The 25,411-nt window shown below is 74.8% G+C and carries 26 protein-coding genes and 1 riboswitch; of the genes, 9 read left to right on the forward strand and 17 right to left on the reverse strand.

Translation table 11 applies throughout. The features are described from left to right. Window positions 1-72 precede the first annotated feature (72 nt). Together ACVMYR_RS01055 and ACVMYR_RS01060 are read right to left on the reverse strand one after the other, a co-directional pair. Window positions 73-858, reverse strand: coding sequence for an FkbM family methyltransferase (locus tag ACVMYR_RS01055; protein WP_043961628.1), 786 nt, complete (start codon window positions 856-858; stop codon window positions 73-75). Between the two features lie 216 nt (window positions 859-1,074). After that, window positions 1,075-2,616, reverse strand: coding sequence for a glycosyltransferase family 2 protein (locus ACVMYR_RS01060; RefSeq protein WP_077935870.1), 1,542 nt, complete (start codon window positions 2,614-2,616; stop codon window positions 1,075-1,077). 326 nt (window positions 2,617-2,942) lie between these two features. On the opposite strand from ACVMYR_RS01060, the gene ACVMYR_RS01065 reads away from it, so the two are divergent. The 3 genes from ACVMYR_RS01065 to ACVMYR_RS01075 all read left to right on the forward strand — a co-directional run bounded on the left by ACVMYR_RS01065 (window position 2,943) and on the right by ACVMYR_RS01075 (window position 5,300). Further along, window positions 2,943-3,842 carry an SDR family oxidoreductase gene (locus ACVMYR_RS01065; protein WP_396788895.1) on the forward strand — a complete coding sequence of 300 codons (900 nt, stop codon included), beginning with the start codon at window positions 2,943-2,945 and terminating at the stop codon, window positions 3,840-3,842. Window positions 3,843-3,928: 86 nt separating this feature from the next. Then, the gene (locus ACVMYR_RS01070) at window positions 3,929-4,384 is read left to right on the forward strand and encodes an ATP-binding protein (RefSeq protein ID WP_396788894.1); all 456 of its coding nucleotides are present in this window, start codon (window positions 3,929-3,931) and stop codon (window positions 4,382-4,384) included. Between the two features lie 148 nt (window positions 4,385-4,532). Continuing rightward, window positions 4,533-5,300 carry a GAF and ANTAR domain-containing protein gene (locus ACVMYR_RS01075; protein WP_396788893.1) on the forward strand — a complete coding sequence of 256 codons (768 nt, stop codon included), beginning with the start codon at window positions 4,533-4,535 and terminating at the stop codon, window positions 5,298-5,300. 94 nt (window positions 5,301-5,394) lie between these two features. On the opposite strand, the gene ACVMYR_RS01080 is transcribed toward ACVMYR_RS01075, so the two are convergent. Beyond that, a complete protein-coding gene (locus ACVMYR_RS01080; protein WP_457120895.1) occupies window positions 5,395-5,697 on the reverse strand; it encodes an STAS domain-containing protein in 303 nt (100 codons plus the stop codon). Between the two features lie 248 nt (window positions 5,698-5,945). Next, window positions 5,946-6,857, reverse strand: a complete 912-nt coding sequence (locus ACVMYR_RS01085; RefSeq protein ID WP_457120896.1) for a DUF3152 domain-containing protein — start codon at window positions 6,855-6,857, stop codon at window positions 5,946-5,948. A 185-nt stretch (window positions 6,858-7,042) separates the two neighbouring features. Here ACVMYR_RS01085 and ACVMYR_RS01090 point away from each other — a divergent pair, with 185 nt between their 5' ends. From ACVMYR_RS01090 to ACVMYR_RS01100, 3 genes are all read left to right on the forward strand, one after another. After that, window positions 7,043-8,332 carry a DUF2786 domain-containing protein gene (locus ACVMYR_RS01090; protein WP_457120897.1) on the forward strand — a complete coding sequence of 430 codons (1,290 nt, stop codon included), beginning with the start codon at window positions 7,043-7,045 and terminating at the stop codon, window positions 8,330-8,332. A gap of 19 nt (window positions 8,333-8,351) precedes the next feature. Then, window positions 8,352-8,711: a YciI family protein gene (locus tag ACVMYR_RS01095; RefSeq protein WP_457121278.1), complete on the forward strand. Its 360-nt coding sequence runs from the start codon at window positions 8,352-8,354 to the stop codon at window positions 8,709-8,711. Between the two features lie 68 nt (window positions 8,712-8,779). Beyond that, a complete protein-coding gene (locus ACVMYR_RS01100; protein ID WP_457121279.1) occupies window positions 8,780-9,991 on the forward strand; it encodes an RNA polymerase sigma factor in 1,212 nt (403 codons plus the stop codon). Window positions 9,992-9,998: 7 nt separating this feature from the next. Here the strand turns inward: ACVMYR_RS01100 and ACVMYR_RS01105 are convergent, their stop codons facing one another. The 9 genes from ACVMYR_RS01105 to ACVMYR_RS01145 all read right to left on the reverse strand — a co-directional run bounded on the left by ACVMYR_RS01105 (window position 9,999) and on the right by ACVMYR_RS01145 (window position 17,196). Next, window positions 9,999-11,525, reverse strand: coding sequence for an alpha/beta fold hydrolase (locus tag ACVMYR_RS01105; protein WP_457120898.1), 1,527 nt, complete (start codon window positions 11,523-11,525; stop codon window positions 9,999-10,001). A 125-nt stretch (window positions 11,526-11,650) separates the two neighbouring features. Continuing rightward, the gene (locus ACVMYR_RS01110) at window positions 11,651-11,929 is read right to left on the reverse strand and encodes a hypothetical protein (RefSeq protein WP_431891877.1); all 279 of its coding nucleotides are present in this window, start codon (window positions 11,927-11,929) and stop codon (window positions 11,651-11,653) included. Beyond that, the gene (locus ACVMYR_RS01115; protein ID WP_091283488.1) at window positions 11,926-12,264 is read right to left on the reverse strand and encodes an ArsR/SmtB family transcription factor; all 339 of its coding nucleotides are present in this window, start codon (window positions 12,262-12,264) and stop codon (window positions 11,926-11,928) included. Before ACVMYR_RS01115 ends, ACVMYR_RS01110 begins: the two co-directional genes overlap by 4 nt. Window positions 12,265-12,313: 49 nt before the next feature. Next, window positions 12,314-12,568 (reverse strand): hypothetical protein, encoded by a 255-nt coding sequence (locus tag ACVMYR_RS01120; protein WP_431891874.1) that lies wholly within the window; start codon window positions 12,566-12,568, stop codon window positions 12,314-12,316. A gap of 149 nt (window positions 12,569-12,717) precedes the next feature. Beyond that, window positions 12,718-13,239 carry a hypothetical protein gene (locus tag ACVMYR_RS01125; RefSeq protein WP_457120899.1) on the reverse strand — a complete coding sequence of 174 codons (522 nt, stop codon included), beginning with the start codon at window positions 13,237-13,239 and terminating at the stop codon, window positions 12,718-12,720. A gap of 168 nt (window positions 13,240-13,407) precedes the next feature. After that, the gene (locus ACVMYR_RS01130) at window positions 13,408-13,581 is read right to left on the reverse strand and encodes a CsbD family protein (RefSeq protein ID WP_457121280.1); all 174 of its coding nucleotides are present in this window, start codon (window positions 13,579-13,581) and stop codon (window positions 13,408-13,410) included. A 74-nt stretch (window positions 13,582-13,655) separates the two neighbouring features. Continuing rightward, window positions 13,656-15,929, reverse strand: coding sequence for a heavy metal translocating P-type ATPase (locus ACVMYR_RS01135; protein WP_091283088.1), 2,274 nt, complete (start codon window positions 15,927-15,929; stop codon window positions 13,656-13,658). Between the two features lie 12 nt (window positions 15,930-15,941). Beyond that, window positions 15,942-16,955, reverse strand: a complete 1,014-nt coding sequence (locus ACVMYR_RS01140) for a hypothetical protein (RefSeq protein WP_457120900.1) — start codon at window positions 16,953-16,955, stop codon at window positions 15,942-15,944. 31 nt (window positions 16,956-16,986) lie between these two features. Then, the gene (locus ACVMYR_RS01145) at window positions 16,987-17,196 is read right to left on the reverse strand and encodes a heavy-metal-associated domain-containing protein (protein WP_043961619.1); all 210 of its coding nucleotides are present in this window, start codon (window positions 17,194-17,196) and stop codon (window positions 16,987-16,989) included. Between the two features lie 148 nt (window positions 17,197-17,344). Between ACVMYR_RS01145 and ACVMYR_RS01150 the strand changes: the two genes are divergently transcribed. Beyond that, window positions 17,345-17,647 carry a metal-sensitive transcriptional regulator gene (locus tag ACVMYR_RS01150; RefSeq protein ID WP_091283084.1) on the forward strand — a complete coding sequence of 101 codons (303 nt, stop codon included), beginning with the start codon at window positions 17,345-17,347 and terminating at the stop codon, window positions 17,645-17,647. Between the two features lie 226 nt (window positions 17,648-17,873). Here ACVMYR_RS01150 and ACVMYR_RS01155 read toward each other — a convergent pair whose 3' ends face one another. From ACVMYR_RS01155 to ACVMYR_RS01165, 3 genes are all read right to left on the reverse strand, one after another. Further along, complete coding sequence (locus tag ACVMYR_RS01155) at window positions 17,874-18,530, reverse strand: DUF305 domain-containing protein (RefSeq protein ID WP_396788883.1); 657 nt, start codon at window positions 18,528-18,530, stop codon at window positions 17,874-17,876. A gap of 84 nt (window positions 18,531-18,614) precedes the next feature. Continuing rightward, entirely contained in the window at window positions 18,615-19,298 is a 684-nt protein-coding gene (locus ACVMYR_RS01160) for a hypothetical protein (RefSeq protein WP_396788882.1), read from the reverse strand. Window positions 19,299-19,402: 104 nt separating this feature from the next. After that, window positions 19,403-21,424: a heavy metal translocating P-type ATPase gene (locus tag ACVMYR_RS01165; RefSeq protein WP_457120901.1), complete on the reverse strand. Its 2,022-nt coding sequence runs from the start codon at window positions 21,422-21,424 to the stop codon at window positions 19,403-19,405. A 359-nt stretch (window positions 21,425-21,783) separates the two neighbouring features. Between ACVMYR_RS01165 and ACVMYR_RS01170 the strand changes: the two genes are divergently transcribed. Beyond that, complete coding sequence (locus ACVMYR_RS01170; RefSeq protein ID WP_457120902.1) at window positions 21,784-23,223, forward strand: YibE/F family protein; 1,440 nt, start codon at window positions 21,784-21,786, stop codon at window positions 23,221-23,223. A gap of 166 nt (window positions 23,224-23,389) precedes the next feature. Beyond that, window positions 23,390-23,520, forward strand: a riboswitch (cyclic di-AMP (ydaO/yuaA leader). Window positions 23,521-23,524: 4 nt separating this feature from the next. Then, window positions 23,525-24,550 (forward strand): coiled-coil domain-containing protein, encoded by a 1,026-nt coding sequence (locus tag ACVMYR_RS01175; RefSeq protein WP_043961613.1) that lies wholly within the window; start codon window positions 23,525-23,527, stop codon window positions 24,548-24,550. 118 nt (window positions 24,551-24,668) lie between these two features. On the opposite strand, the gene ACVMYR_RS01180 is transcribed toward ACVMYR_RS01175, so the two are convergent. Beyond that, window positions 24,669-25,379, reverse strand: coding sequence for a carbonic anhydrase (locus tag ACVMYR_RS01180; protein WP_091283118.1), 711 nt, complete (start codon window positions 25,377-25,379; stop codon window positions 24,669-24,671). Between the last annotated feature and the right edge of the window lie 32 nt (window positions 25,380-25,411).

Consider the following 25,411-nt stretch of genomic DNA (forward strand, 5'->3'; position numbering starts at 1 on the left):
GGCGGCTGCGCCGGGGCCGGCCTCCGGCCCCGGGCAACGGATCGCGGCCCGACACCCGCGCCGGGACCAGCCTCAGGCCCCGCGTAGGCGGGCGTAGACGTCGCCGGACCGGCCCGCCGGGCGGAACCGCTCCAGCAGCCGCACCAGCCCGGCCGCGTCGAGCCACTCGTCAGCGGCGTAGCGCATCGTCTCCACCGGCGAATAGTTGTAGCGGTACCCGCCGGCCGGGCCGCCCAGCCGGTCCACGATGTCGAGCGCGGCGAGGGCCGCGTCATGGGCCGGGGGGAGGTACTCGAAGGACAGCGCGGGCAGGGGCCGGCTGAGCCCCGACAGCACGTCCACCTCGAAGCCCTCGACGTCGATCTTGCAGAACGCGGGAACGCCGTGCGCGGCGACGAGGTCGTCGAGGGTCACCACGTCGACCTCGACGGACCGGTCCCAGCGGACCCCGGAGAAGCTGCTGTCCGCCGTGACCGACTCGATCCACTCGGTAGACATCGTCGAGACCGTCGGGGTGGCGGTGGACAGGGCGAGCCGCGCCCGGCCGGCGTCCGCGCCGACGGCCTCGGGCACGATCGTCACGTTCGGGTCCCGGCCGAAGAACAGGCGCAGGGCCCGCAGACAGTCGGGTTGCGGCTCCACCGCCACCACCCGCGCGCCCAACCGCCGCCAGGTGCGTACCCGGCCGCCGACGTGGGCGCCGATGTCGAAGCCGACGTCCCCGGGCTTGAGGAACTCCCGGTAGAGCTCCAGTGCCCGGCGGTGCTTGTGGGGTTGGCCGTGGTAGATGGCCAGGGAACGGGTGAGTCCCCAGGCCCGGCGCAACGTCCGCTGTCCGGGCCGCGGGTCGCTGGTCATGGTGGTCCTCCCGTCGCCCCGCCACCGGGACACCTCGGATCGTCGGCGCCGCCGCACCGCTCCGCCGTCCGGCTGTCCGGTTGGACGCCGCGCGGCGCTGACAATGACTACGCGGGCAGCGGCGAAACGGTTCATCCGCCCGGGATGCCCGCCGGTCCACGAGAGAGGTGAGAGGGGAACCCTGCTATACCGAATGCGTTAACAGGGGGCCCTTCCTTACCGGCCCAGCAGGCGGTTGGCCACCCGGCGCAGGCGGTTGCGGACGCGCCGGTGCAGGGCGGGCTTCTTCTTCGCGGCGGGCACGACCCGCACCGGGGCGGCGCCGTCAGCGGCGCACCGGAAGGTCAGCGGGAGCCGCGCGTCCTCGGTCCACCCGTTCTCGGTGAGCCGGGCCTTGAGCAGCCAGGTGCCCTCGGTCCGGCCCGAGTTCAGGGTGGCGAAGTCCACCGTGGCGGTGGCGTGGTGCACGAGATGCACCCGCCCCTGCCCGGCGCCCTGGACCGGGGCGTCCTCGACCCGGAACTCGACCGGCAGGAAGCACTCCTCGCCGCCCTCCTTGCGCCGGGCCACCACGTCGAGCCGGGCCATGGCCCGGCGGGCCGTGACGTCGAGGATCTCCGGGTCGAGGTCGACGGGCAGGACGATCTGGTAGCGCCCGTCGGAGGCGGTGAGGGCCACCGGCTGGTCGCCGGACGCGAGGTGCGCGGTGACGTCGACGGTGAGGACCGTCCCGTCCACCCGGTGGTCGTCGACCCGGGCCTGGACGCGGACGCCCGCCTCCCACTCGGCCAGCTCGCGCAGCCCGGCGACGTCGTCGGCCGCGGTGAGGGCCGTGATCGCCCGTTGCAGCGGCGGGAGCCCAGCGGCCACGCCCGGCGCGAAGCGCTCACGGACGATCTTGCCGCACTCCAGCGCCACCTGCTCCACCCAGTCGGCCGGCTCCCGGAGGAACCGCTTGCCGCGCAGCCGGCTGACCATCTCGTTACGCAGCCAGCGCCGGTGCAGCTTGTCGCGCAGCGGCCCCGGCTCGGTGTGCGCGTCGACGACGTCCAGCACGTCGCGCAGGTTGGCGTAGTAGCCCGCCGGGTCCAGCCCCTGCGCCGTCACGTTGCCGGCGTCCTCGCGGCGGATGTGGTGGTAGCAGACGTAGTTCGACAGCACGGAGGTGCGCTTGGACAGCAGGAAGGCCCGGACCACGAAGAGGTGGTCCTCCAGCCGGCGCTTCTCCTCCACGAAGCGGATCTCGTGCTCTTCGAGGAAGGACCGGCGGAACAGTTTGTGTGCCGTCAGGCTGTCGATCAGCGGGGCATTGTCCAGCGTGGCGTCCGGACGGTCCCGGCGGAACAGCTCGCGCGGCACCGAGCGCCCGTGGCCGGCCATCTTGCCGATCACGATGTCCGCGTCGTTCTCCACGGCGTACGCGTAGAGGCGTTCCAGGGCCTCGTCGCCGAACCAGTCGTCGTCGTCGGAGAAGAAGACGTACTCACCGCGGGCGTTGGCGACGCCGACGTTGCGCGGCCGGGACGGCCAACCGGAGTTGTCGATGTGCACCACCCGGATGTGCGGGTGCGCGGCGGCCAGCTCGTCCAGCCGGGCCCCGGTCGAGTCGGTGGAGCCGTCGTCGACGAAGACCGCCTCGAACTCCCCCGGCTGCAGCGACTGGCGCAACAGAGAGGCGATCAGCCTCTCGATGTGCGGGCCGGAATTGTAGGCCGGCACCACCACGCTGACTTTGGGAACATTCGTACTGGCCGTCATCGTCTTCTTCCCCGTCAAGTCCGTGAACCGGTATGCGAACAACCGACGAACATCATGGACCGGAACGGGCACCCTGCGGTGCCCCACGTGTGTCCATGCCGTTACGCCGGCCGGCCCGTCCCGCTCCACCTGGACTGCCTCGCCCCGGTCCGGAACACGGAACACGGTAGCGGTCCGGGCCACGGCGGGTGAGCACCCCCCTGCCGCCCGCCGGTCGCCGCGACACGCGCCGGGATGGGCGATTGTCGCCGTGTGACGCGATTGGGCACGTCCGACCGGGGAAGTTCACTGTCGTACCACCGGCCCCGGAGGAAAGGGATGCGGCCGTGACCCACGACCAGTACGACAGGCGGGACCCCCAGGAGCAGTTCCCCACCCCCGACGAGCAGACCGGCGGGCAGCAGTCGGCCCCCGGGCGGACCGGGCGGATGCCCGACGCGCCCGACCACGGCGAGGACAGCTACCGGGGCACCGGACGGCTGACCGGCAAGCGGGCCGTCATCACCGGCGGGGACTCCGGCATCGGCCGCGCCGTCGCCGTCGCCTTCGCCCGGGAGGGCGCGGACGTGCTGATCACGTACCTGCCCGAGGAGAAGGACGACGCCGAGGAGACCGCCCGCCTCGTCCGTGCGGCCGGCCGCACCGTGGTGACCGTGCCCGGCGACATCCGCGAGGAGGAACACTGCGTGGAGATCGTCCGGCGGGCCGTGGACGAGCTGGGCGGGCTGGACATCCTGGTGAACAACGCCGCCCACCAGATGGCGCAGGAGGGCGGCATCACCGACATCACCACCGAGCAGTTCGACCGGGTCCTCAAGACCAACCTGTACGCGATGTTCTGGCTCTGCAGGGCCGCCGTGCCGCACCTGGCGCCCGGCTCCACGATCATCAACACCGCGTCGATCCAGGCGTACCAACCCTCGCCGCAGTTGCTCGACTACGCCACCACCAAGGCCGGCATCGTCAACTTCACGAAGGGGCTGGCGCAGGACCTGGCCGACCGGGGCATCCGGGTCAACTGCGTGGCGCCGGGGCCGGTCTGGACGCCGCTGATCCCGGCCACCATGCCGGAGGAGGCCGTCGAGTCGTTCGGCGGGGACGTCCCGCTGGGCCGGGCCGGCCAGCCGGCCGAGCTGGCCCCCGCGTACGTCTTCTTCGCATCGCAGGAGTCCAGCTACGTCACCGGCGAGGTGCTCGGGGTGACCGGCGGCAAGCCGCTGGCCTGACCGCGACCCACGGCCGGGCCCGCCCACCCCCGGCGGGCCCGGCCGTGGGTCGTGTGAACGGCGGGCGCGCAGGGTACTGCCCGCTCATGGGATCGTTGCGGACGTCGCCGCCACCGCCCCGCGCCGTCGAGATGCGGACCTGGGCGCTGTCCACCGGGGCGGAGCTGCGCGGCCTGCGCGCCTCCCTGCACGAGGCGTTGACCGGGCATGCGCTCGCCGAGGGCGAGGAGCTCGACGACATCCCCGAACGGATCGTGCTCGTGGCCACCGAGCTGGCCACCAACGCCCTGCTGCACGGGCTGCCGCCGACCACCGTCCGGCTGCTGCGCGACGACGACCTGTTCATCCTCGACGTCGCCGACCACGACCTGACCACCGTGCCCGAGCTGGCCGACACCCGACCGCTGGGGGCCGGCGGTCGTGGCCTCCAGCTCGCCCGCGCCTTCTCGCTGGACGTCGGCTGGTACGCCACCGAAGGCACGAAGCACATCTGGGCGTCCTTCCCCCGGCGGGAGGCCGACGAGGCGGGCGGCACCCGCTGACGACGGGAGGCGGCATCCGCTGACGAGGGCGGGACGCTCGCAGGCAGTGGGCCGCCGAGGTCGGCGGGGATTGGCCGGACGGCCACCCGGGTATCGGTCCACGGCCGTCGGCGAGAGGGGAAGGGGCCGGCGGCGGAAGGGGGCCGTCATGGACGTCGAGAGCCGCCCGGACCCGATCCGGTCACGCCGGATCAGGGCCACGTCGAGCCGCCGGCCGCGCACCGCCGGGCCGGACGACGACCTCGCCGGCCGCCTCGCCGAGATCGCCCGCGCGCTCCAGGACGAACCCGGCCTCGACGCCACCCTCCACGGGATCGTCCGGTGCGCCGTCGGCACCGTGCCGGGCGCCTGGCACGCCGCGATCACCGAGGTAGAGGGCCGGCACCGGGTGGTGACCAGCGCGGCGACGGGCAATCTGGTCCGCCGGGTCGACCAGGCGCAGTACGACACGGGTCAGGGCCCGTGCCTGACGGCGCTCTTCGAGCACCACACCGTGCGGATGCCCGACGTCGCCGCGGAGACCCGCTGGCCGGACTTCGTCCGCCGGATCGACGGGCTGGGCGTACGCAGCATGCTGTCGTTCCAGCTCTACCTGGCCCGGGACAACCTCGGCGCGCTGAACCTCTACGCGCGTGAGCCGGGGGCGTTCACCGACGCGTCGGAGCGGATCGGGGTGCTCTTCGCCGCGCACGCGGCCGTGGCGATGGGGGACGCCCGGAGGCTGGCGCAGCTCTCCCAGGCGCTGGACGTGCGGGACCTGATCGGTCAGGCGAAGGGGATCCTGATGGAGCGGCACCGGCTGACCGGGGAGCAGGCGTTCGAGCTGCTCGTCCGGGCCAGCCAGCGGCTCAACGTGAAACTGCTCGACGTCGCCCGCGACCTGATCGAGACCGGCGAGCTGGTCGACCGGCCGTGACCGGGAGCGCCGACCCGGGCGGCCGGCGTCATCGAATCGGCGGTGCGTCGTCAGCGGGTCTGCGGTGCCTCGTCATCGAATCGGCGTCGCGTCGTCAGCGGGCCGGCGTCGCGTCGTCAGCGGCCTCGGCCGGGATGATCCCCAGGCCGAGCAGCTCCAGCACGCCGGTGATCTCCAGGACCCGGCGGACCGTGGGCTGCACGTCGGCGACGGTGAGGCGGCAGCCCCGGTCGGCGGCCCGGCCCTGGGCACGCAGCAGCACCAGGATGCCGGAGGAGTCGAGGAACCGGACGCCGCCGAAGTCGAGCTCCAGGGCGGCCGGCGGTGCGCCGTCGAGCAGGTCGGCGAGGACCGAGGCCAGCTCACCCGAGGTGGCGATGTCGATCTCCCCGGTCACGACGAGTCGCCCCCGACCCTCGGCGACCGTGAACGGGCCGATCGACAGGCCACCGGGGGGTGGCAACGAAACGGACAGCGGCGTGGCGGGGCCCAACGGGAACTCCCCTGATCGGCACCGGCAGCGATCCCTCGTAGCAGAAGGCGGGTGCCGGTCGTCCCCAGGGTAGCCGTCATCTGCGTCGATCGCACTCACCCAGCGTGCCGGCAGCGCACCACCCCGTCCGAACGGGCCGCCGGGGCCGGACCTCAGAAGCCGTCCGGCACCGGGTCGTCGTACTGACCGGGCGGGCCGGTGAACACGGCACCGTCCACCTCGGGCCAGGCGTTCGGGAGGCAGCCGTGCAGGCCCAGGGTCTGCTGCTGCATGACCGGGGCGGGTCCCCCTTCGCGCGGGCACAGCTCGTGTCCCCGGCCGAGCCGGTGGCCCACCTCGTGGTTGAGCAGATACCTACGGTAGGTGGCGAGGTCGCCGGTGAACTGCGGCACACCGCCCGCCCAGCGGGCCACGTTGATCACCACCCGGTCACCGTTGCGGCAGGACGTGTAGTGGTCGGTGACGTCCCCGCAGAGGACACCCCGGGTCACCGGTGTGGTGAGCGCGACGGTGAAGTCGGCCGGGTCGTCCGGGCCGACGCGTTGCAGCCGCCACCGGCCCGCCCCGGTCCAGCCCCGGGGGTCGGCGAGGATCGCGCCCACCTCCCGGCCGAACCGCTCCACGTCGACGCCGTCGATCCCCTCCTCCACCGTGACCCGGTACCGCAGCAGCTCACCGGAGCGCCCGGCGACGGCGCCCCGGAGGGTGGCGGCGCGGAAGTCGCCCGTACCCCGGGGCGGGAAGGTGATGTCGGCGGGCGCCTGCGCGGCCGGGGTCGCGGGCCGGGCCGGGGCCCGGGTGGTCGGCGAGGCGAGGGTGGGCGCGGCGACCCCCGCGGCCGCGACCGGCCTGGTCGCCTGGTCCGGCCCGCCCCGGCGGACGGCCCCGGCGCCGGCCGTGGCCAGGGCGACCACGGCCAGGGCGACGCACGCGACCACCGGCCCGTTCCGGGTGGCGGCGCGCCGCCGGCGGTGGCCACCCGGGCCGGACCTGGCATGGGTACGACTCGACAACTCGCGCTCCGTCCCGTCGATCCGCTGTCGGTGCACGGAGGGATTCCGCACCCGTGCACGGATGGATACGGACGGCGACCCGGAGCGGATGAGGCGTCCGGCGGTCATTTCGTCGGCCGTGGCGGCGCTCACGCCCGGCGGGTGCTGCTCCGGCGGTACGGTTTCCCGGCGGCACCTGGTCGACGGCTCCGCCCCGACCAGCGGACGTTCCGCCACCAGACCCTGAGGAGCAGCTCGTGCCGGACGCCGACGCGCTGGTCGCCGACGCCCTCGCGGCGGCGCGCGGCACCGACGTACGCGCCGCCGAGCGGCAGTTGGACCGCCTGGTGGTCGGCGCCGGCGTGCCCGACGGGCCGGCGGCGGTCGACGCCGCCCTGACCGCGCGCCTGGTGGGCGGCGTGGGCCGGCTCTGGCCCCGGGGCTGGCAGCCCGTCGACCTGGTCCGCATCGCGACCCGCCGGCTCGGCCCGGCGGCCGGGCGGCTCGTGGCCGACCTGGCCGCCGCCCAGCGCAGGGTCCAGCCCGATCCGGTGCCGACCTGGTGGGACGACCAGCTCGCCAGCCTCGACGCGGCCGTGTGGTGGGACGACGACCGGCGGCACCTGACGGCCTGGGCGGCCCGGGAGGGCACCGACCGGATCGCCGCCCTGCGCGACGCCGTCGACGTGCTGGCGCTGGTGGAGGGGCTCCCGCCGATCGCGGTGCTGCGCCCGCCGCCCGGCGTGGCCGCCCCGGCCACGGCCGTCGGGCGCGGCGGCAGCGGGTCACGGATGCTCGACCGGGTGCGGGCGCTGCTGGCCAAGGCCGAGTCGACGACCTTCCCGGCGGAGGCGGAGGCGCTGACCGGCAAGGCGCAGGAGCTGATGGCCCGGCACAGCATCGACGCGGCCCTGGTCGAGGCGACGGCCGAGCGGGGCGACGCGCCCGGCGGGGTGCGGCTGGGCACCGAGCCGCCGTACCCGGGGGCGAAGGCGCTGCTGGTGCAGGAGGTGGCGGCGGCGAACCGCTGCGAGTCGGTGTGGTCCGACGACCTGGGCTTCGCCACGGTGCTCGGCTTCCCGGCCGACCTGGCGGCCGTCGAGCTGCTCTACACGTCGCTGCTGGTGCAGGCCACCGCCGCGATGCTGCGGGGGCGCACCGAGCGCCGGGTGCGCGGCGGCAGCCGGCGCACGAAGGCGTACGACGAGTCGTTCCTCAACGCGTTCGCGCTGCGCATCGGCGAGCGGCTGCGGGCCGCCGCCGACGAGGCGGGCCGGGAGGCGGCCCGGGAACAGGGCGGGGAGCGGCTGCTGCCGGTGCTCGCGTCCCGCGCGACCGCCGTGCGGGAGCGGCTGGACGACCTGTTCCCCGGCGTGACCAGCAAGCGGCTCACCGTCGCCGACGAGGAGGGCTGGGCGTCCGGCACCTCCGCCGCCGACCGGGCGGCGCTGCACCCGGGCGGATCCGCTCCGGCCCGGGTGTCGGGTTCGGCGCACCGGCTCCGACCCCCTGCCGGGACGCGCCGACGGGGCGCGGCCGACACGTGAGGAGTACGCCGTGAAGTACATGCTGCTGATCTGGAACCGCCCCGGCTTCGTCGACGGCATGTCGGAGCAGGACCGGGCCGCCCTCCTCGGCGAGGTCGACGAGATCATGCGGGAGCTGACGGCCTCCGGCGAGCTGGTCGGCGGGCAGGCGCTGGCCGACCCGTCGCAGACCCGCACGGCCCGGCTGGCCGGCGACCGGGTCGAGGTCACCGACGGGCCGTTCATGGAGAGCAAGGAGCAGTTCGCCGGCTATCTCACCGTGGACTGCGAGTCGATCGAGCGGGCCGCCGAGATCGCCGCCGGCTGGCCGGACGTGGTGCGGGGGTTCGGCGTGCTGGAGGTGCGGCCCATCATGGACGAGGCCGGGGCGGAGATGTGACCGGTGCCGGGCCGGTCGGCGGCGACGCGACCGGCTCCGCCGGGCCGGGCGGTGCGGGCGTCGGTGACCTGCTGCGCGGGCTCGCGCCGCAGGTCCTCGGCCTGCTCGTGCGCCGGCACGGCCAGTTCGACGCCTGCGAGGACGCCGTGCAGGAGGCGCTGCTGGCCGCCGCGACCCGCTGGCCCGCCGACGGGGTGCCCGACCACCCCCGGGCGTGGCTGCTCACCGTGGCGACCCGCCGGCTCACCGACGCCTGGCGCAGCGAGCACGCCCGCCGGGACCGCGAGGTCGCGGTGGCCCTCCGGGAGCCGGCGTACGCGGCGGTGGCCCCGCCGCCCGACGAGCAGCCGCCGACCGGCGACGACACCCTCCTGCTGCTCCTGCTCTGCTGCCACCCGGCGCTGAACCGGTCGGCGCAGGTCGCGCTGACCCTGCGCGCGGTCGGCGGGCTGACCACCGCCCAGATCGCCCGCGCCCACCTGGTGCCCGAGGCGACGATGAGCCAGCGCATCCGTCGGGCCAAGCAGCGGATCGAGGCGGCCGGGGCCCGGTTCGTCCTGCCCTCGCCCGCCGAACGCGACGAGCGGATGCGCGCCGTGCTCCAGGTGCTCTACCTCGTGTTCAACGAGGGCTACACCGCGTCCAGCGGGCCGGACCTGCAGCGCGCCGAGCTGACCGCCGAGGCGGTCCGGCTGACCCGGGAGCTGCGCCGGCTGCTGCCCGACGACGGCGAGGTCGCCGGGCTGCTGGCGCTGATGCTGCTCACCGACGCGCACCGGGACGCGCGCACCGGCCCCGACGGCGAACTGGTGCCGCTGGCCGAGCAGGACCGCAGCCGATGGAACCGGGCCGCGATCGCCGAGGGCACCGCCCTGGTGACCGAGGCGCTGACCTGGTCGCCGCCCGGGCCGTACCAGCTCCAAGCGGCGATCGCGGCGGTGCACGCCGAGGCCCCGAGCGCCGCCGAGACGGACTGGCGGCAGATCGTGGCGCTCTACCGGCTGCTGGGCCGGCTCGCCCCGAACCCGATGGTCACCCTCAACGAGGCGGCGGCGGTGGCCATGGTGGACGGTCCGCGCGCCGGCCTGGCCCTGCTCGCCCCGCTCGACGGCGACGAGCGCGTCGCCGGGCATCACCGGCTGGCCGCCGTGCGGGGCCACCTGCTGGAGCTGGCCGGGGACCCGGCCGCCGCCCGGGACGCGTACCGAGCGGCGGCCCGATCCACCACCAGCCTCCCCGAGCGCCGCTACCTGGAGGGCCGCGCCGCCCGGCTGGCCTGACGGGGTTCTACTTGGTCGCGGCCGGTTCCACCGCCGGGCAGTGGGTGTCGGGGGCGGGGGGTGCCAGCTCGATCAGGTAGCGGTCGATCGTGGCGCCCATGCAGGGGCTGGTGGTGTAGCTGCCGTGCCCCCACCCCTCGTACGCGAGCAGGACCCCGTGGAGCTGGCGGGCGACGGCGGCGGCCCGGTCGAACTCGCTCACCGGGTCGTGCCGGGTGGCCGCCACCAGCACCGGCACGTCGGTGCGTCCCCGGAGCCGGTGCTGCGGGTTGCCGACGGGCGCGCCGAGGCACAGGGCGACGGCCTGCGCCCCCATCGGATACCGGACGTCGGGCGCGATCGCGGCGAGCCGGCGCAGTAGCCGGGCGTACTCGGTGTAGTTGTCGACGGGCAGGCTCCAGTCCTGGCAGAAGACGGCGAGCGGGTTCGCTGCGGTCGCCGGTGTCCCTGGGCCGGCGGTGGCGGCGGCAGCGGCAGCGGCGGACGCCGGGGTTGCCGACCAGGTCGCGATGCGGCCGGCGAGTACCGCCCAGTCGGGGCCGTAGAGGTCGCGTTGGGCGCGGGCGGTCAGCGCGAACGGGGTCAACGTCGGATCGGGCAGCTCGCCCCGCTCGGCCCGGTCGAGCAACTCCGCCCAGCGCGCCCGGACGTCCTGGCCGTGCAGGACGCAGTCGGCGGAGCGGTCACACCAGGCCACGAACTCGTCGAACGAGTCCTGCGCGGCGGCGGCCTGGCTGGCCAGGAACGGCCGCATCGGCAGGCTGTGGTCGATCACGCTCTCCAGCACCATGGCCCGCACCCGGTGCGGATACTCGTCGGCGTACTGCGCGCCGAGCAGCGTGCCGTAGGAGCTGCCGTGGAAGGTCAGCCGCTCCTCGCCGAGGGCGGCCCGGACGGCGTCGAGGTCGCGTACCGCGCTGCGGGTGTCGAGGTGGTCGAAGACGGGGCCGGTGCGGGCCCGGCAGTCCGCGCGCAGCTCCGCGTTGTCGCGTACGGTGGCCTCGAACTGCGCCTGGTCGGTGATCACCTGTGGGACCCGGGCGAGCAGGTCCGCCGCGCAGACCACCGGGTTGCTGCGGCCGACGCCGCGCGGGTCGAAGCTGACGATGTCGAAGCGGCGGCGCTGCTCGGCGCTGAACCGCACGCTCTCCACCACCTTCTGCACGCCGGAGTCCCCCGGGCCGCCGGGGCCGAAGAACAGCACGCCGACGCGGGCGGCGGGGTCGGTCGCCGGCCGGCGGGCCAGGGCAAGATCGAACCTCGGGCCGGCCGGGTCGGCCCAGTCCACCGGCAGCGACAGGGTGCCGCACTCGGCGGAGCCGTCGGCGGGGCAGGGCACCCAACGGATCGGCCCGAACGCCGTCGGCCCTGAGGTCGGCCGTACCGTCGGCTTTGCTGCCGGATCGGCGCGGGCCGCGCCGGGCGGGCCGGCGAGGAACGTGCCGGCGACGGCCGCCGCCAGTGTCGCGCCGACGGCCCGGCGGAAGCCGGCGAGCGCCGGCCCGCCGGCTGCGGATTTGCGGGTACGCAGCATGAGATGCTGTCCTCTCCTCGAAGGAGCGTTGCGCTGAGAACTCGCCCACGGGCGAGGTGATGCTGCTTCACCTGGGTCGCCGAGTTGCCGCTCGGCGGCCCAGGGCCATCGTTGGTTGCCGGCGCTCAGTCGACGTCCCGCAGGACGCGCTCCAGCGCGGCCGTCCGGGTCGCCAGTTCGCCGAGCCGGGCGTCGATCGTGGCCAGGAGCCGCTCGTTGGCCTCCTGGGCCCGCGCCGACGCCTCGGCGAGCCGGCGGTAGTCGTCCTCGCGCCCGCCGGACAGCCTGGCCCGGCGGTTCTTGGACAGCTGCACGACGACCACCGTGACGACGGTGACGAGCAGGGTGAAGATGCCGGCCGCCCCGATCACCTCGGTCCAGTCGTGGCCGCTCATCCCGGTCATTCCCCTTCCTGTCCGGCCGTGTCCGGCGGGGTCAGCGTCTCGGCCGCCCGCCGGATGGTCTCGGGGGTGAGGGTGAACACGAACGGATTCACCTCGTAGTACTTCATTGCCCTCCCGTCCTCGGAAAGCTCCAGGCGCGCGGAGACCAGCCCGGCCGCCGCCAGCTTGCGCAGGTGGACCTGGAGCAGGGCCCGGCTGATGCCCAGCTCGCGTGCCAGCCGGCTGACGTAGGCGCGTTCCCTGGCCAGCGCGGCGACCACCCGGAGGCGGTGCGGGTTGGCCAGGGTCGCCAGCACCCGCAGGAGGTCGTCCCCGGTGGGCGGCTCGTCGCTCATAACCAACCCTTGCACATGCAAAGGAAAGTTAGCAGGGCTGGTCGCGCGGTCACAAGTGGACGGTCCCCGATTTCGGACAGGGGTGATCCCCGGGTTGTCCCCGAGACCGACGGCGGATCAGAAGAGGCGACCCCGGTACGGGTGCAGCCGGCCCCACGTCGACCATTGCCAGTGCGTCCAGACAGACCAGCAGGTGCTTGGAGACGTCGGTGATCAACCAGGCGCCGAGCACCCGCAGGCGCTGGTCGTCGACCTCGAACGTCGGCAGCCGGTACTGGTCGGTCGAGAACCTGATGCCGTTCACAGCGGAGCCCTTCCAGGTCAGACGACGGGCCAGCCATGGGTGAACCCGCCGCGCCTTGTTCCTGGTCCGCTACGACCCGTGGGGCGCGGTGGTGACGTCCTTGCCGCTGCCCTGCGCCCTGGCGATCAAGAGAAAGAGATCCACCTGGGTCAGGCGTGGCAGTCCCGGGCCAGCTTCGGCGGGATGTCGACGAAGGTCTCCCCCAGCCACTTCGCCGGGCTGGCCGCCTTCGCGCCCCCGTCGAGCTGCTTCGCGACGTCCGTGATCAGCTTCTCGATCTCCGGGTCCTCGGCGCGCGCCGCCTGCCTGCGTACGTCGCCGGCCAGCCCCGCGATGGTCCGCTTGAGCCGGTCGTTGAGCTCGTCGGGGGTGGTCTCCTTGTCCCGGGTGACGGCGGCCGAGTCGGCGGCGAGCTTCTTGCTGCCGGCGAGGATCAGCCGGTCGACCTCCCCGCACACCTCTGCGGTGTTGGCGGCGGTCACGGCGGGCGTGGACGCCGACGGCGTCGAGGTTGCGGCGAACGGCTCAACGGAATCGGTCGGCGCGGTGGAGGCGGTGGGCGCGGCGGTGGCGGGCGCGGCTGCCGGGTCGTCGGTGGTGTCGTCGGACTCCTGGCAGCCGGCGGCGAGTGCGAGCACGGCCACCAGGGCGGCGGCGCGGAGCGCGGTCACGGCAGGACGAGACATGTTCTCCCCGTTCGGTGGTGGACCGTCCCAGCATGCCGGCCGCCGTCGACCCCGGCACGTCGGCCCGCCGAGGTCACAGACGCAAGCGGGCACGAACGCGCGCGCCGGGCCGGCAACAGGGGCCGACCCGGCGCGCGCGACGGGACGTACGACTCAGCTCTTGAATGCGTCCTTGATCTTCTCGCCGGCCTGCTTGAGGCTGGCCTTGGCCTGGTCGTTGCGGCCCTCGGCCTCCAGGCGCTCGTCGTCGGTGGCCAGGCCGGCGCCTTCCTTCAGCTTGCCGGCGGCGTCCTCGGACGCGTTGGCGATCTTGTCATCGAAACCCATCATGAACCTCCAACGTCCTGGTCACTGGGGTGGTGCGACACCCATCCAGTACCCCGACGCGGCCCGCCAAACCCTCAACCGACGCGGGCCGGCCGGAAGCGGCGCAGGCGGAGGCTGTTGGCGACGACGAAGACCGAGGAGAAGGCCATCGCCGCGCCCGCGATCATCGGGTTGAGCAGGCCGGCGGCGGCCAGCGGGAGAGCGGCCACGTTGTAGGCGAACGCCCAGAACAGGTTGCCCTTGATGATCGCCAACGTGCGGCGGGACAGCCGGATCGCGTCCACGGCAGCCGTCAGGTCGCCCCGGACGAGGGTCAGGTCGCTGGCCTCGATCGCCACGTCGGTGCCGGTGCCCATGGCCAGGCCCAGGTCGGCCTGGGCGAGGGCGGCGGCGTCGTTGATCCCGTCGCCGATCATCGCCACGGTGCGGCCGTCGGCCTGGAGCTGCTTCACCACGTCCACCTTGTCGGCGGGCAGCACCTCGGCGGTCACCTCGTCGATGCCGACCTCGGCGGCCACCGCCCGCGCCACCGTGGCGTTGTCGCCGGTGAGCAGGATCGGCGTGAGGCCGAGGGCGCGCAGCCCGGCGACGGCCGCCGCGCTTGTCGGTTTCACCACGTCGGCCACCGCGAGCATCCCCCGGGCCCGGCCGTCCCAGCCGGCCAGCACCGCCGTCCGGCCGGCGGCCTCCGCGTCGGTCACCGCCCGCTCGATCTCATCCGGTACGTCGAGTCCGCGCTCCCGCAGCAGCCGGGGCCGCCCGACGGTCAGCTCGCGGCCGTCGACCGTGCCGGTGACGCCGAGCCCCTCCACGTTGGCGAAGCCGGTGACCGGGGCGAGCGGCCCCGCGTCGGCGGCACCGGCGGCCACGGCGCGGGCGATGGGGTGCTCGCTCGCGGCCTCCAGCGCCCCGGCGAGCCGGAGCACCTCGGCGGCGTCCTCGCCGTCGGCGGGCAGAGCGTCGACCAGGGTCATCCGGCCGGTGGTGACGGTGCCGGTCTTGTCCAGCACCACCGTGTCGACCTGCCGGGTGGATTCCAGCATCTCCGGGCCCTTGATCAGGATGCCGAGCTGCGCGCCGCGCCCGGTGCCGACCAGCAGGGCGGTCGGGGTGGCCAGGCCGAGGGCGCACGGGCAGGCGATGATCAGCACCGCCACGGCGGCGGTGAACGCGGCCGTCGGGCCCGCCCCCGCGCCGAGCCACCAGCCGAGGGTGCCGGCGGCGAGCGCGATCACGATCGGCACGAACACCCCGGAGATCCGGTCGGCCAGCCGCTGCACGGCCGCCTTGCCGGTCTGGGCCTGCTCGACGAGCCGCGCCATCTGGGCGAGCTGGGTGTCGCCGCCGACCCGGGTGGCGGTGACCACCAGCCGGCCCCCGGCGTTCACGGTCGCGCCGACGACGGTGTCGCCGGGGCCGACCTCGACCGGCACGGACTCGCCGGTGAGCATGCTGGCATCGACGGCCGAGGTGCCCTCGTCGACCACCCCGTCGGTGGCGATCTTCTCGCCGGGGCGGACCACGAACCGGTCCCCCACGGCGAGCCGGTCCACCGGGACCCGGGTCTCCACGCCGTCGCGCAGCACGGCGACGTCCCGCGCGCCCAGCGTAAGCAGGGCGCGCAGCGCGGCACCGGCGGTCCGCTTGGAGCGCGCCTCGAAGTAGCGGCCGGCGAGGATGAACACGGTCACCCCGGCCGCCGCCTCCAGGTAGATGTTGCCGGCCCCGTCGGTGCGGGTGATGTCGAGCCGGAACGGGTGGGTCATCCCCGGCATGCCGGCGTCGCCGAGGAACAGCGCCCACAGCGACCAGCCGAACGCGGCCAGGGTGCCCAGCGACACGAGGGTGTCCATGGTGGCCGCGCCGTGCCGCAGGTTGATCAGGGCGGCCCGGTGGAACGGCAGGCCGCCGTAGACCACGACCGGGGCGGCCAGGGTCAGCGACAGCCACTGCCAGTAGTCGAACTGCCAGGCCGGGACCATGGCGAGCACGACCACCGGCACGGCCAGGGCCACGGACACCCAGAGCCGGGTACGCAGCCCGCGCAGCTCGTCCACCGGCTCGGCGGCGGCCGTGGCCGACTCGGGCGATGGCGAGGGCGACGGTGGGGGCGGCAGGGCGGCCGTGTAGCCGGTCTTGGTGACGGTGGCGATCAGGTCGTCGGGGGTGACGTCGTCGGCGTACGAGACGGTGGCCTTCTCGGTGGCGTAGTTGACCGTGGCGGTCACGCCGTCCATCCGGTTGAGCTTCTTCTCGATCCTCGCGGCGCAGGACGCGCAGGTCATGCCGCCGATCGCCAGCTCGATGCGGTTCGGTGCGACCGGTAGCGGTCGCGTGGGCGAGCTCATCGCTGCCTCCCGTCAGTCGTGCCCGTGCCCGGGGGCGCCGTGGTCGGCGTCGGCGGTCGGGATGCTGGTGGCGGCCGGTGTGCCGGTCGTCGTAGGTGTGCCGGTCGTCGTAGGTGTGCCCGACGCGCCGGGGCCGGCTCCGGCGGGGGTGCCGGCGACGACGGTGAACTCGGCGGTGCGCACCGTGTCGCCGTGCCGGAAGTCGAGGTAGAGCCGGTAGGTCCCGGCCGAGGGGAACTCGGCGGAGAACGTGACCGCCGGCCCGGCCGGGGTCGCCCCGTCGCCGGGAACGCCCTCCGGGTGCACGTGCAGGTACGCCAGGTCGCCCTGCCGCAGGGCCACCAGGTGCCCGTACGCCCCGAGGTAGGGCTGCAGGTCGGTGATCGGCGCGCCGTCCCGGCTGACGGTCAGGGTGAGCCGGCTGACCCGGCCGGGCTGGGCCGTGCCGGCCAGGGTGACGGTGTAGCCGTCGACGGTCGTGGCGGTGGCGGGCGGCGGCAGCGGCCGGGCGTCGAGCGCGCCGGGGACCGTGACGTCGACGCCGAGGGTCAGCGCCGGCCCGCCGGCCGGCGTGAAGTCGGCGAACGCCCGCCAGACGCCGGGGCCGGCGAGCGGGGACGCCACCCGCCAGGTGCCGTCCGGCCCCGCCTCGGGGTGGACGTGCCGGAAGCCGGAGAGATCCCGCCGGGCGACGATCAGGTGCATCCGCTTGTCGTGCGCGACCTCGTAGCGGGTGACCGGCTGCCCGTCGGGGCCGGTGATCCGGAAGGCGAACTCGCCGGCCGGTGCGGCCAGCGGGGCGAGGGTGTAGCCCCGGTCGGAGACGAGCAGCCCGCCCGGCAGGTGGGCGGCCGGCGCGTCCCCGGCGTCGGCGTGGGTGGTGGTGCCGTGGGCGGGGTCGTCGGCGTCGTGGCGGACGTCGGCGGCCGGGGTGACGGGGCCGACCACCTGGCCGACCCCGTACGCCGCGCCGAACACCGCCGCCAGGCCGAGGGCGAAGCCGCTCAGCTTCGTCGCCGTGTTCATCGTGTGCCTCAGTTTCTCCGCGGGGGCGGCGTCACGCGTCGACGAGGGTGTATCCGGCCTCGTCGACGGCGGCGCGCACGGTTTCGGTGTCCAGCGGGTTGTCGCTGGTGACGGTGACCCGGCCGCCCTCCAGGTCCACCTTGACGTTGGTGACGCCGTCGATCGCGCCGACCTCGGTGACGACCGAGCCGGCGCAGTGCCCGCAGCTCATCCCCCGCACCTCGTACGTCGTGCTGACCATCGCTCTCTCCTTCCGCTGCACCTCACGTTACCCCCGGGGGGTAAACGCGAGGCGGACCACCGTCTCAGGAACGCCAGGAATACCGGGTGGGGGTATCCGACACAGGGAACCGTACCATACCCCCGAGGGGTATGGTAATCTCGGTCGCATGACCGGCCCCACGCCCGCCCCGACCCGGGGGTACACCGCCAGCAAGGACCAGTTGCTCGCGCGGCTCCGCCGCGTGGAGGGTCAGGTCCGCGGCATCGAGAAGATGGTCGACGAGGACCGCTACTGCATCGACGTGCTCACCCAGATCTCCGCGATCCAGGCGGCCCTGGACAAGGTCGCCCTCGGCCTGCTCGACGGGCACGCCCGGCACTGCCTGCACGAGGGCGCGGTCGAGGGCCGGGCCGACGAGATGGCCACCGAGATGATGGCCGCCGTCGGCCGCCTCATGAAGCGCGGCTGACGCCCGCCCGGCCCCACCGACGCCGCTGGGCCCTCTGACCCCGCCCGGCCCTCTGACCCCGCCCGCGCAGCCCGGCTCGCGACTCGCCCCGCGCGACTCGCCCCGCGCCGCTCGCGGCTCGCCCCGCGCGCCGACAGGCGCTTGATCGACTTCATGTCGGCGACATGGGGGCATCCCGAGCTGCGGACACCCCCACCTCGCCGGCATGACGCGTGGGGCCCGGCCGTCAGAGCCGGCCGAGGATCTTCCTCATCTGGTCGATCTCGCCCTGCTGGCTCGTGGCGATCTGCTGGGCCAGCGCCTTGGCCTCGGGGTTCGCCCCCTCGGCCAACTCCTCCCTCGCCATGGTGATCGCGCCCTCGTGGTGGGCGATCATCATGGTCAGGAACTGCCGGTCGAAGCCGACGCCGCGCGCGCCGGCCAGCTTCGTCATGTCCGCCTCGGACATCATCCCCGGCATCTCGTGGTCCATCTCCGGCATGCCGTGCCCGTGCCCCGGGGCAGGCGACGGGACCGGCCGGCCCCACCCCGTCAGCCAGCCGGTCATGGTGGCGATCTCCGGCGCCTGGGCGGCCTTGATCGCGGCCGCGAGCCGCTTGACCTCCGGGTCCGCGGCGCGGGTCTCGGCCAACTCGGCCATCTCCACGGCCTGCCGGTGGTGCGGGATCATCATCTGGGCGAACATCACGTCGGCGTCGCCGAACGCGGCCGGCCCGCGCGTCGGAGTCCCGGCGGCGCTGGCGCCGGCAGCGGCGGTGCCGGCGGCCGGCTGGTCGTGGCTGGGCGAACCGTGGTCGGCGGAGCCGCAGGCGGCCAGGCCCAGGACGGCGGTCAGGGCCACGCCGGCAAGGGCGGCGCGGCGCGCGGTCGTACGAGTGGTCATGGTGAATCCTTCGGTCTCGGTCACGTACGAGGGCAGGACGGAGACACGGGTCACCGGCAGAGCCGGGCACCGCGCCGGGGCGTCCTACGTACGCGACACCGAGACCTCGGCCAGCCGAAGGCCGAGCGGGCGGGATGGCGGGGCGCGCGGCCCGGCGGACACGCCACCGGCCTGCCAGCCGGGCGGGCCGGGTGCCCGGGCACGGGTCAGCAGGAGCACGGCGACGAGCAGGGCCACCCCGAGCGCGCCGAGCACCGCCAGGCAGGCGCTCCACCCGGACGGCCCGTCGGCGCGGCCACCGTCCGGCAGCAGCCGGGCGGGCGCACACCCACCGGCCGGACAGCCGGCGCGGGCACCCAGGGTGACGGCGGCGACCATGCCGCCGACGGGGACGGCCATTCCACCGGCGAACGCCCAGAGCGCATCCGCGCCGCCGGCAAGCGCCACAGGGACAGCCGCGCCGCCGGCAAGCGCCACGGAGACAGCGGGCGCCACAGGGACAGCCGCGCCGCCGGCAAGCCCGACGGGGACAGCGGGCGCCACGGGACCGCCCATGCCGCCGACGAGTGCCACGGGACCGCCCGTGCCGTCGGCGAACGCCGCTGGGGCCGGGTGGCCGTCGCGCGGTGCTGCCCCGTCGTGGCCGGCGTGGGTGCCGCCGGAGTGTGCGCCGTGGCCGAGGGTGTGCATGGCGGCGAGGCCGATCAGGGTGCAGAGCAGCAGCGCGAGGCGACCCCACCGCCCGCCCGTCACCGCCGTCGTCCCCACACCACCACGCTAGAGCCTCGCCCGGGGTCGACTCACCTCGCCTCGCGGATGCGGGCGCGGAATGTGACCCGGCACCGCGAGCCGGGCTGCGGCCCCGGCCGGAATCAGCCGGGGGTGAGGCGGACCCGACGGAGCAGTTGGGCGTTCAGCGCCACCACGATCGTGGACGCCGACATCAGGATCGCCCCGACCGCCGGGCTCAGCGCCACCCCGGCCCAGGCCAGCACCCCGGCGGCCAGCGGCAGGGCCACCACGTTGTAGCCGGCCGCCCAGGCCAGGTTCTGCACCATCTTGCGGTAGGACGCCAGGGAGAGCCGGGCCACCGCCGCCACCCCGCGTGGGTCGGACGAGGCGAGCACCACCCCGGCGGACTCGATCGCCACGTCCGTGCCGGCCCCGATGGCGATGCCCACGTCGGCGCGGGCCAGCGCCGGGGCGTCGTTGACCCCGTCGCCGACCATCGCCACCGTCAGCCCACGTCGTTGCAGCTCGGTGACCTTCCCGTCCTTGTCGGCCGGCAGCACCTCCGCGAAGACCTCGTCCACACCGGCACGGAAGCCGAGATCGGCGGCGACCGCGTCCGCCACCGCCCGGGCGTCCCCGGTGATCATCGCGATGGTGCGGATGCCCTGGGCACGCAGCTCGGCGATCGCCTCGCGGGCCTCGGGGCGTACTTCGTCGGCGAGGGCGAGCGCGCCGAGCACCGTGCCGGGGAGGCGGACCAGGTGCAGCACGGCGGCCCCTCGCCCCGCCCAGTCGGCGGCGGCCTGCTCCAGCTCGGTGGGGAGGCCCACGCCCAGCTCGCGCAGCAGGGCAGGCCCGCCCACGGCGTACTCCGTGCCGTCGATCGTGGCCCGCACCCCACGGCCCGGCAGGGCGCGGAAGCCGGTGGCCGGTGCGGGGCCGCCGCGCTGTTCGGCGGCGGCGACGATCGCGCGGGCCAGCGGGTGCTCGCTGTCCGCCTCGACGCCGGCGGCCAGCCGCAGCAGCTCGTCCTCGCCGGTGCCCGCGACGGCCGCGACGCCGGTCACGGCGTGCTCGCCCCGGGTGAGGGTGCCGGTCTTGTCGAACAGCACCGCGTCGACGGTGCGCATCCGCTCCAGCGCGAGACGGTTCTTCACCAGGATGCCGGAGCGCGCCGCCACCGCCGTGGACAGCGCGATGACCAGCGGGATCGCGAGCCCCAGCGCGTGCGGGCAGGCGATGACCAGCACCGTGACGGTCCGCACGACGGCCTCGTCGGTGTCGCCGAGGAGGGACCAGACCACGACCGTCACCACGGCGGTGGCGGTGGCGACGTAGAACAGCCAGGCCGCGAAGCGGTCCGCGAGCACCTGGGCCCGGCCGCTGGAGCGCTGGGCCTCGGCGACCATGCGCTGGATGCCGGCGAGGGTGGTTTCCTCGCCGGTGGCCTGCACCTCGACCCGGAGCGCGGAGTCCGTGGCCACCGTGCCCGCCACCACCCGGTCGCCGACCGACCGGGCGACCGGGCGGGACTCGCCCGTGATCATGGACTCGTCCAGCTCGGCGGCCCCGTCGACGACCCGGCCGTCGGCCGGCACCCGACCGCCGGGCCGGACCAGCAGCACGTCGCCGACGTGCAGCGCGGCCACGGGGACCCGCTCGGTGCCGCCGTCGGGCCCGACCCGCTCCGCGTCGTCGGGCAGCAGCGCGGCCAGCGCCGCGAGGGCGCCCCGGGCCTGGCCGATCGCCTTCATCTCCTGCCAGTGCCCGAGCAGCATGATGGTGACCAGCGCCGCCAGCTCCCACCAGAAGTCCAGGTCGAACGCGCCGGCGCTGGTGGCCAGCGACGCGGCGTACGCCACGCTGATCGCCATCGCGATGAGCAGCATCATCCCGGGTGCCCGGTCGCGCAGCTCCCGGACCGCGCCGACCAGGAACGGCCACCCGCCCCACCAGAAGACCGCCGAGCCGAGCACCGGGCCGACCAGGGCCCGGCCGGGGAACTCCAGCGAGTAGCCGAACCAGTCCATCACCATGTGGCTGGTGACGACGATCGGCAGGGTCAGCGCGAGGCAGACCCAGAACCGGCGGCGGAACATCTCCGGGTCGTGCCCGGCGTGCTTGTCGTGCCCGGCGTGCCCGGCGTGCTCGTCGTGGGCCATGTCTCCAACATGCCCTGCCGCCCGCTGAATCGACAGCATGTCGGCCAGATGGCGGTATCAGGGCGGCCGGAACACCGCCATGTCGCCGACATGGTGTCGGCCGACCTGCGTTCGCAGGTGAGGGTGGCTACGATTCCGGGCGATGGGACGTGGGATCCCGCTCCGGGCGGCCCGCAGGGCGGAGACCGGGCCGCCGGTGGGGCGGGGCGGGGCTTCGGGCGGCCCGCGGGACGGGCAGGTCCTCCGGCGGCCGGCCCGGTGCGGTCGTCCGGGCAGCCGGCCCGGATCGATCGCCCGCGACGCTGAACCGTCCGGGCCGCCGAGCCGTACCCCGCGCTGACACCGTTTGGAGATCGTCGATGGGCGCCGACCACAACCGACCCGCCCCGCCCACCCCACCGAGGGTGCGGCGGGTCCTCGTCGCGACCGTGGTGCCCCTCTTCGTGCTCACCGTGATCGCGGCGGTCGTCCTGTGGCCCCGCGGCGGCGGCCCCGAGGTCGACGGCGGCTCGCCGGTGCCCCGCTATCACGGCACGGTGACCCGGGTGGTCACCGAGGAGTGCCCGCCGCAGCCGGAGACGCCGGAGGGCGGCGGGCCGGGCGTCGCGGACGGCCCGTGCGGCACGGTGACCGTCCGGGTGGAGCAGGGGCCCGACGCCGGGCAGCAGGTCGAGACGCCGATCCCGACCGGCCCCGGCGCGCCCACCGTCGCCGTCGACGACCGGATCGTGCTGGTGAAGCTGACCGACCCGGCCGACCCGGCGGCGAGCGCCTACAACATCGCCGAGCACCAGCGCGGCGCCCCGCTGATCTGGCTGGCGGTGGTGTTCGCGCTGGCGATCGTCGCGTTCGGCCGCTGGCGGGGGGTGGCCGCCCTGGCCGGGCTCGCCGCCACCTTCGCCATCCTGCTGACCTTCGTGCTGCCCGGCATCGGCGCGGGCGGGTCGCCGCTGCCGATCGCCGTCGTCGGCTCCGCGTTGATCATGTTCGTGGTGTTGTACCTCACCCACGGGGTCACCGCGCAGACGTCGGTGGCCGTCCTCGGCACCCTGGGCAGCCTGGTGCTCACCGGCCTGCTGGGCACCCTGGCCACGGCGGCCACCCACCTCACCGGGTACGGCAGCGAGGACGCCACCACCCTGTCGATGTTCCGGGGCGACGTGGACCTGCACGGCCTGCTGCTGGCCGGCATCATCATCGGTTCGCTCGGGGTGCTCGACGACGTCACCGTGACCCAGGCGGCCACGGTCACCGAGCTGGCGCACGCCAACCCGGGGTTGTCCCGGTTGCAGCTCTACCGGGCGGCCACCCGCGTCGGCCGGGCGCACATCGCCTCCACGGTCAACACGATCGTGCTGGCGTACGCGGGCGCGTCGCTGCCGCTGCTGCTCCTGCTCACCGCCGACTCCCGCCCCGTGACCGAGATCCTGACCAGCGAGTTCCTCGCCCAGGAGATCGTCCGCAGCGCGGTCGCCACGCTGGGCCTGATCGCCGCCGTGCCGCTCACCACCGGGCTGGCCGCCGTGGTCACCGCAGCGGGGCGCACGGCGGCGGGACACACCGCCACTGGGCACGCCGCTGAGGGGCACACCGCCGCGTCCCGGCCCGGCCCGGCGGACGGCGGGGACGTGCCGGCGGCGCGTACCCCCGGGGGCGGGCGGCGGACCGCGGACCGCAATCTCGCGCTGGAGGCGCTCGGCGGCGGCCGGGCGGCCGAGGGGGTCCCCGACGACCACGCCCCCACCCACCCCCCGGCCGGACGGCCGCACCGAGAAGGAGGCACGGACACCGCATGGTGACACTTCACAGCGTGACCGGTGGCGGCATCCGCCCTGAGAAGCGCATCACTGATTACCGATGGCGATTACGAAATGACGCTTTTAGTCGGCATCCGGACGTAGCTCCCCGCATGGGCTCTCGGGTAACCTCGCTGCCGGTCACCGCCGAAGGCGCGAAGCGGCGCCTGCGGTGCCGCCGCCCAATCGCCGCGAGGCGAGCCGGGGAACCAGGTGCCCGGGGTGAATCCGCGCGAGCGGTAGGGGCCGCTTCCGCCCCGAACCCGTCAGCTAACCCGGTCGGCGGTCGATGGAAGGGAACATTGTGACGGCACCCCTGCACCGCTGGTTGACACCCGTGGTGGCCGTGCTCGCTGCCCTGGCGGTCGTCGCCGGGCCGGCCGCCCCGGCGCTCGCCCTGCCCGCCGCCGCCCCCCAACCCTCGGGGCACGAGGAGGACGACGAGCCCCAGCTCATCACCGACGTCATCGAGGCGACGAACCGGGACTACGCCCAGGCGAAGTCGAAGCTCGAGAAGTCCAAGAAGCGCCAGGCCCAGCTCGCCGACGAGGTGCGCAAGGCCCAGGAGGAGCTGGACGCGCTCGCGCCGCAGGTCGGCGAGATGGCCGCGCAGTCGTACCGGACCGGCCGGGTCGGCGCGATGGCGATGCTGCTGGAGAGCAACACACCGGACTCGTTCGTCAAGCGCGCCTCGGCCCTCGACGAGCTGAACATGGTCAACGCCAACAAGCTGGCCGAGGTCAGCGCGGCGAAGAACCGCGCCGAGCAGGCCAAGCTCGCGCTCGACGCCGAGGTCCGCGAGCAGCAGAAGCAGGCGTCGGTCATGGCGAAGAAGAAGTTCGACGCCGAGAAGGCACTCGCCCTGGTCGGCGGCAAGGGCTTCACCGGCGGCCTGGTCAACGCCACCTCCCCGGTCGCGAGGATCGGGCCGGGCCGGACGTCGGACGGCGACTGGCGGCCCGAGTCGTGCAGCGAGAACGACCCCACCACCTCCGGCTGCATCACGCCCCGCACCCTGCACGCCTACAAGGAGACCAAGCGGGCCGGCTTCAACCGGTTCGTGGGCTGCTACCGGCCGGGCGGGCCGTGGGAACACCCCAAGGGCCGGGCCTGCGACTGGTCGCTCCAGAACAGCGGGTTCTCCCCCTGGCACAACAACGACACCCGGATGTACGGCAACAACCTCGCCGCGTTCCTGATCCGCAACGCCGACCGGCTCGGCATCTACTACGTCATCTGGAACCGGCAGATCTGGTTCCCGGCGACCGGCTGGAAGTCCTACAGCGGGCCGTCCAACCACACGGACCACGTGCACATGTCGCTGCTCTGACGCGGCGCGCCGCGCACGACGAGAGGGGCCGTCCCGCTGTGGGGGCGGCCCCTCTCGTCGTGTCTCGGGCGGCGGTGCGCGTCAGGGCCGGGGGTGAGCGCCGGGCGGCGGGGGTGCGTCAGGCGGCGGCGCGGGCCGGGGTGGCGTCCGCGGCCATGGCGGCCGGCACGGCGGCCACCGTCCGCACCCCGCCGGCACTGAGCCGGTACGACATCCCGACGACCGCGCAGCGGCCCGCGTCGACCTCGGCGGCCAGCACGGGCGACCGGTCGAGCATCGCCTCGACCGTGCACGCGATGTGGATGTCGACGATCTCGTCGATGCCCTCGACGCCCCGCTCGGCGGCCCGGTGCAGGCTGGGCACCACGGCGTCCACCACGGCCCGCAGGTTGCCGGCGGGCTCGCTGCCGGTGCCGGCCGCCGCCTTGGCCGCCTGCACCGCCCCGCAGGAGTCGTGGCCGAGCACCACCACCAGGGGGGTGCCCAGCACGGTCACGGCGTACTCGACGCTGCCCAACACCTCGGGGCCGACGGTGTGCCCGGCGGTGCGGACCACGAAGAGGTCCCCCAGGCCACGGTCGAAGATGATCTCGGCGGCCAGGCGGGAGTCGGAGCAGCCGACGATCACCGCGAACGGGTGCTGCCCGTCGGCGACGGCCGCCCGGTGGTCGGCGTCCTGGTTGGGGTGGCGCGGCGTTCCGCTCACGAAACGGTGGTTGCCGGCGTGCAGTTCGGCGAGGGCCCGGGCCGGGGTGCAGGCAGCGCCCGGCTCGCCCGGTCGCCCGACGGACGAGAGGGGGTCTAGCTGGCCGGAGCCCGCCTGAGCCATCGACATGCTGGAATGCTCCATGCCCCATCACC

It is taken from the genome of Micromonospora sp. PTRAS2 (assembly GCF_054052245.1).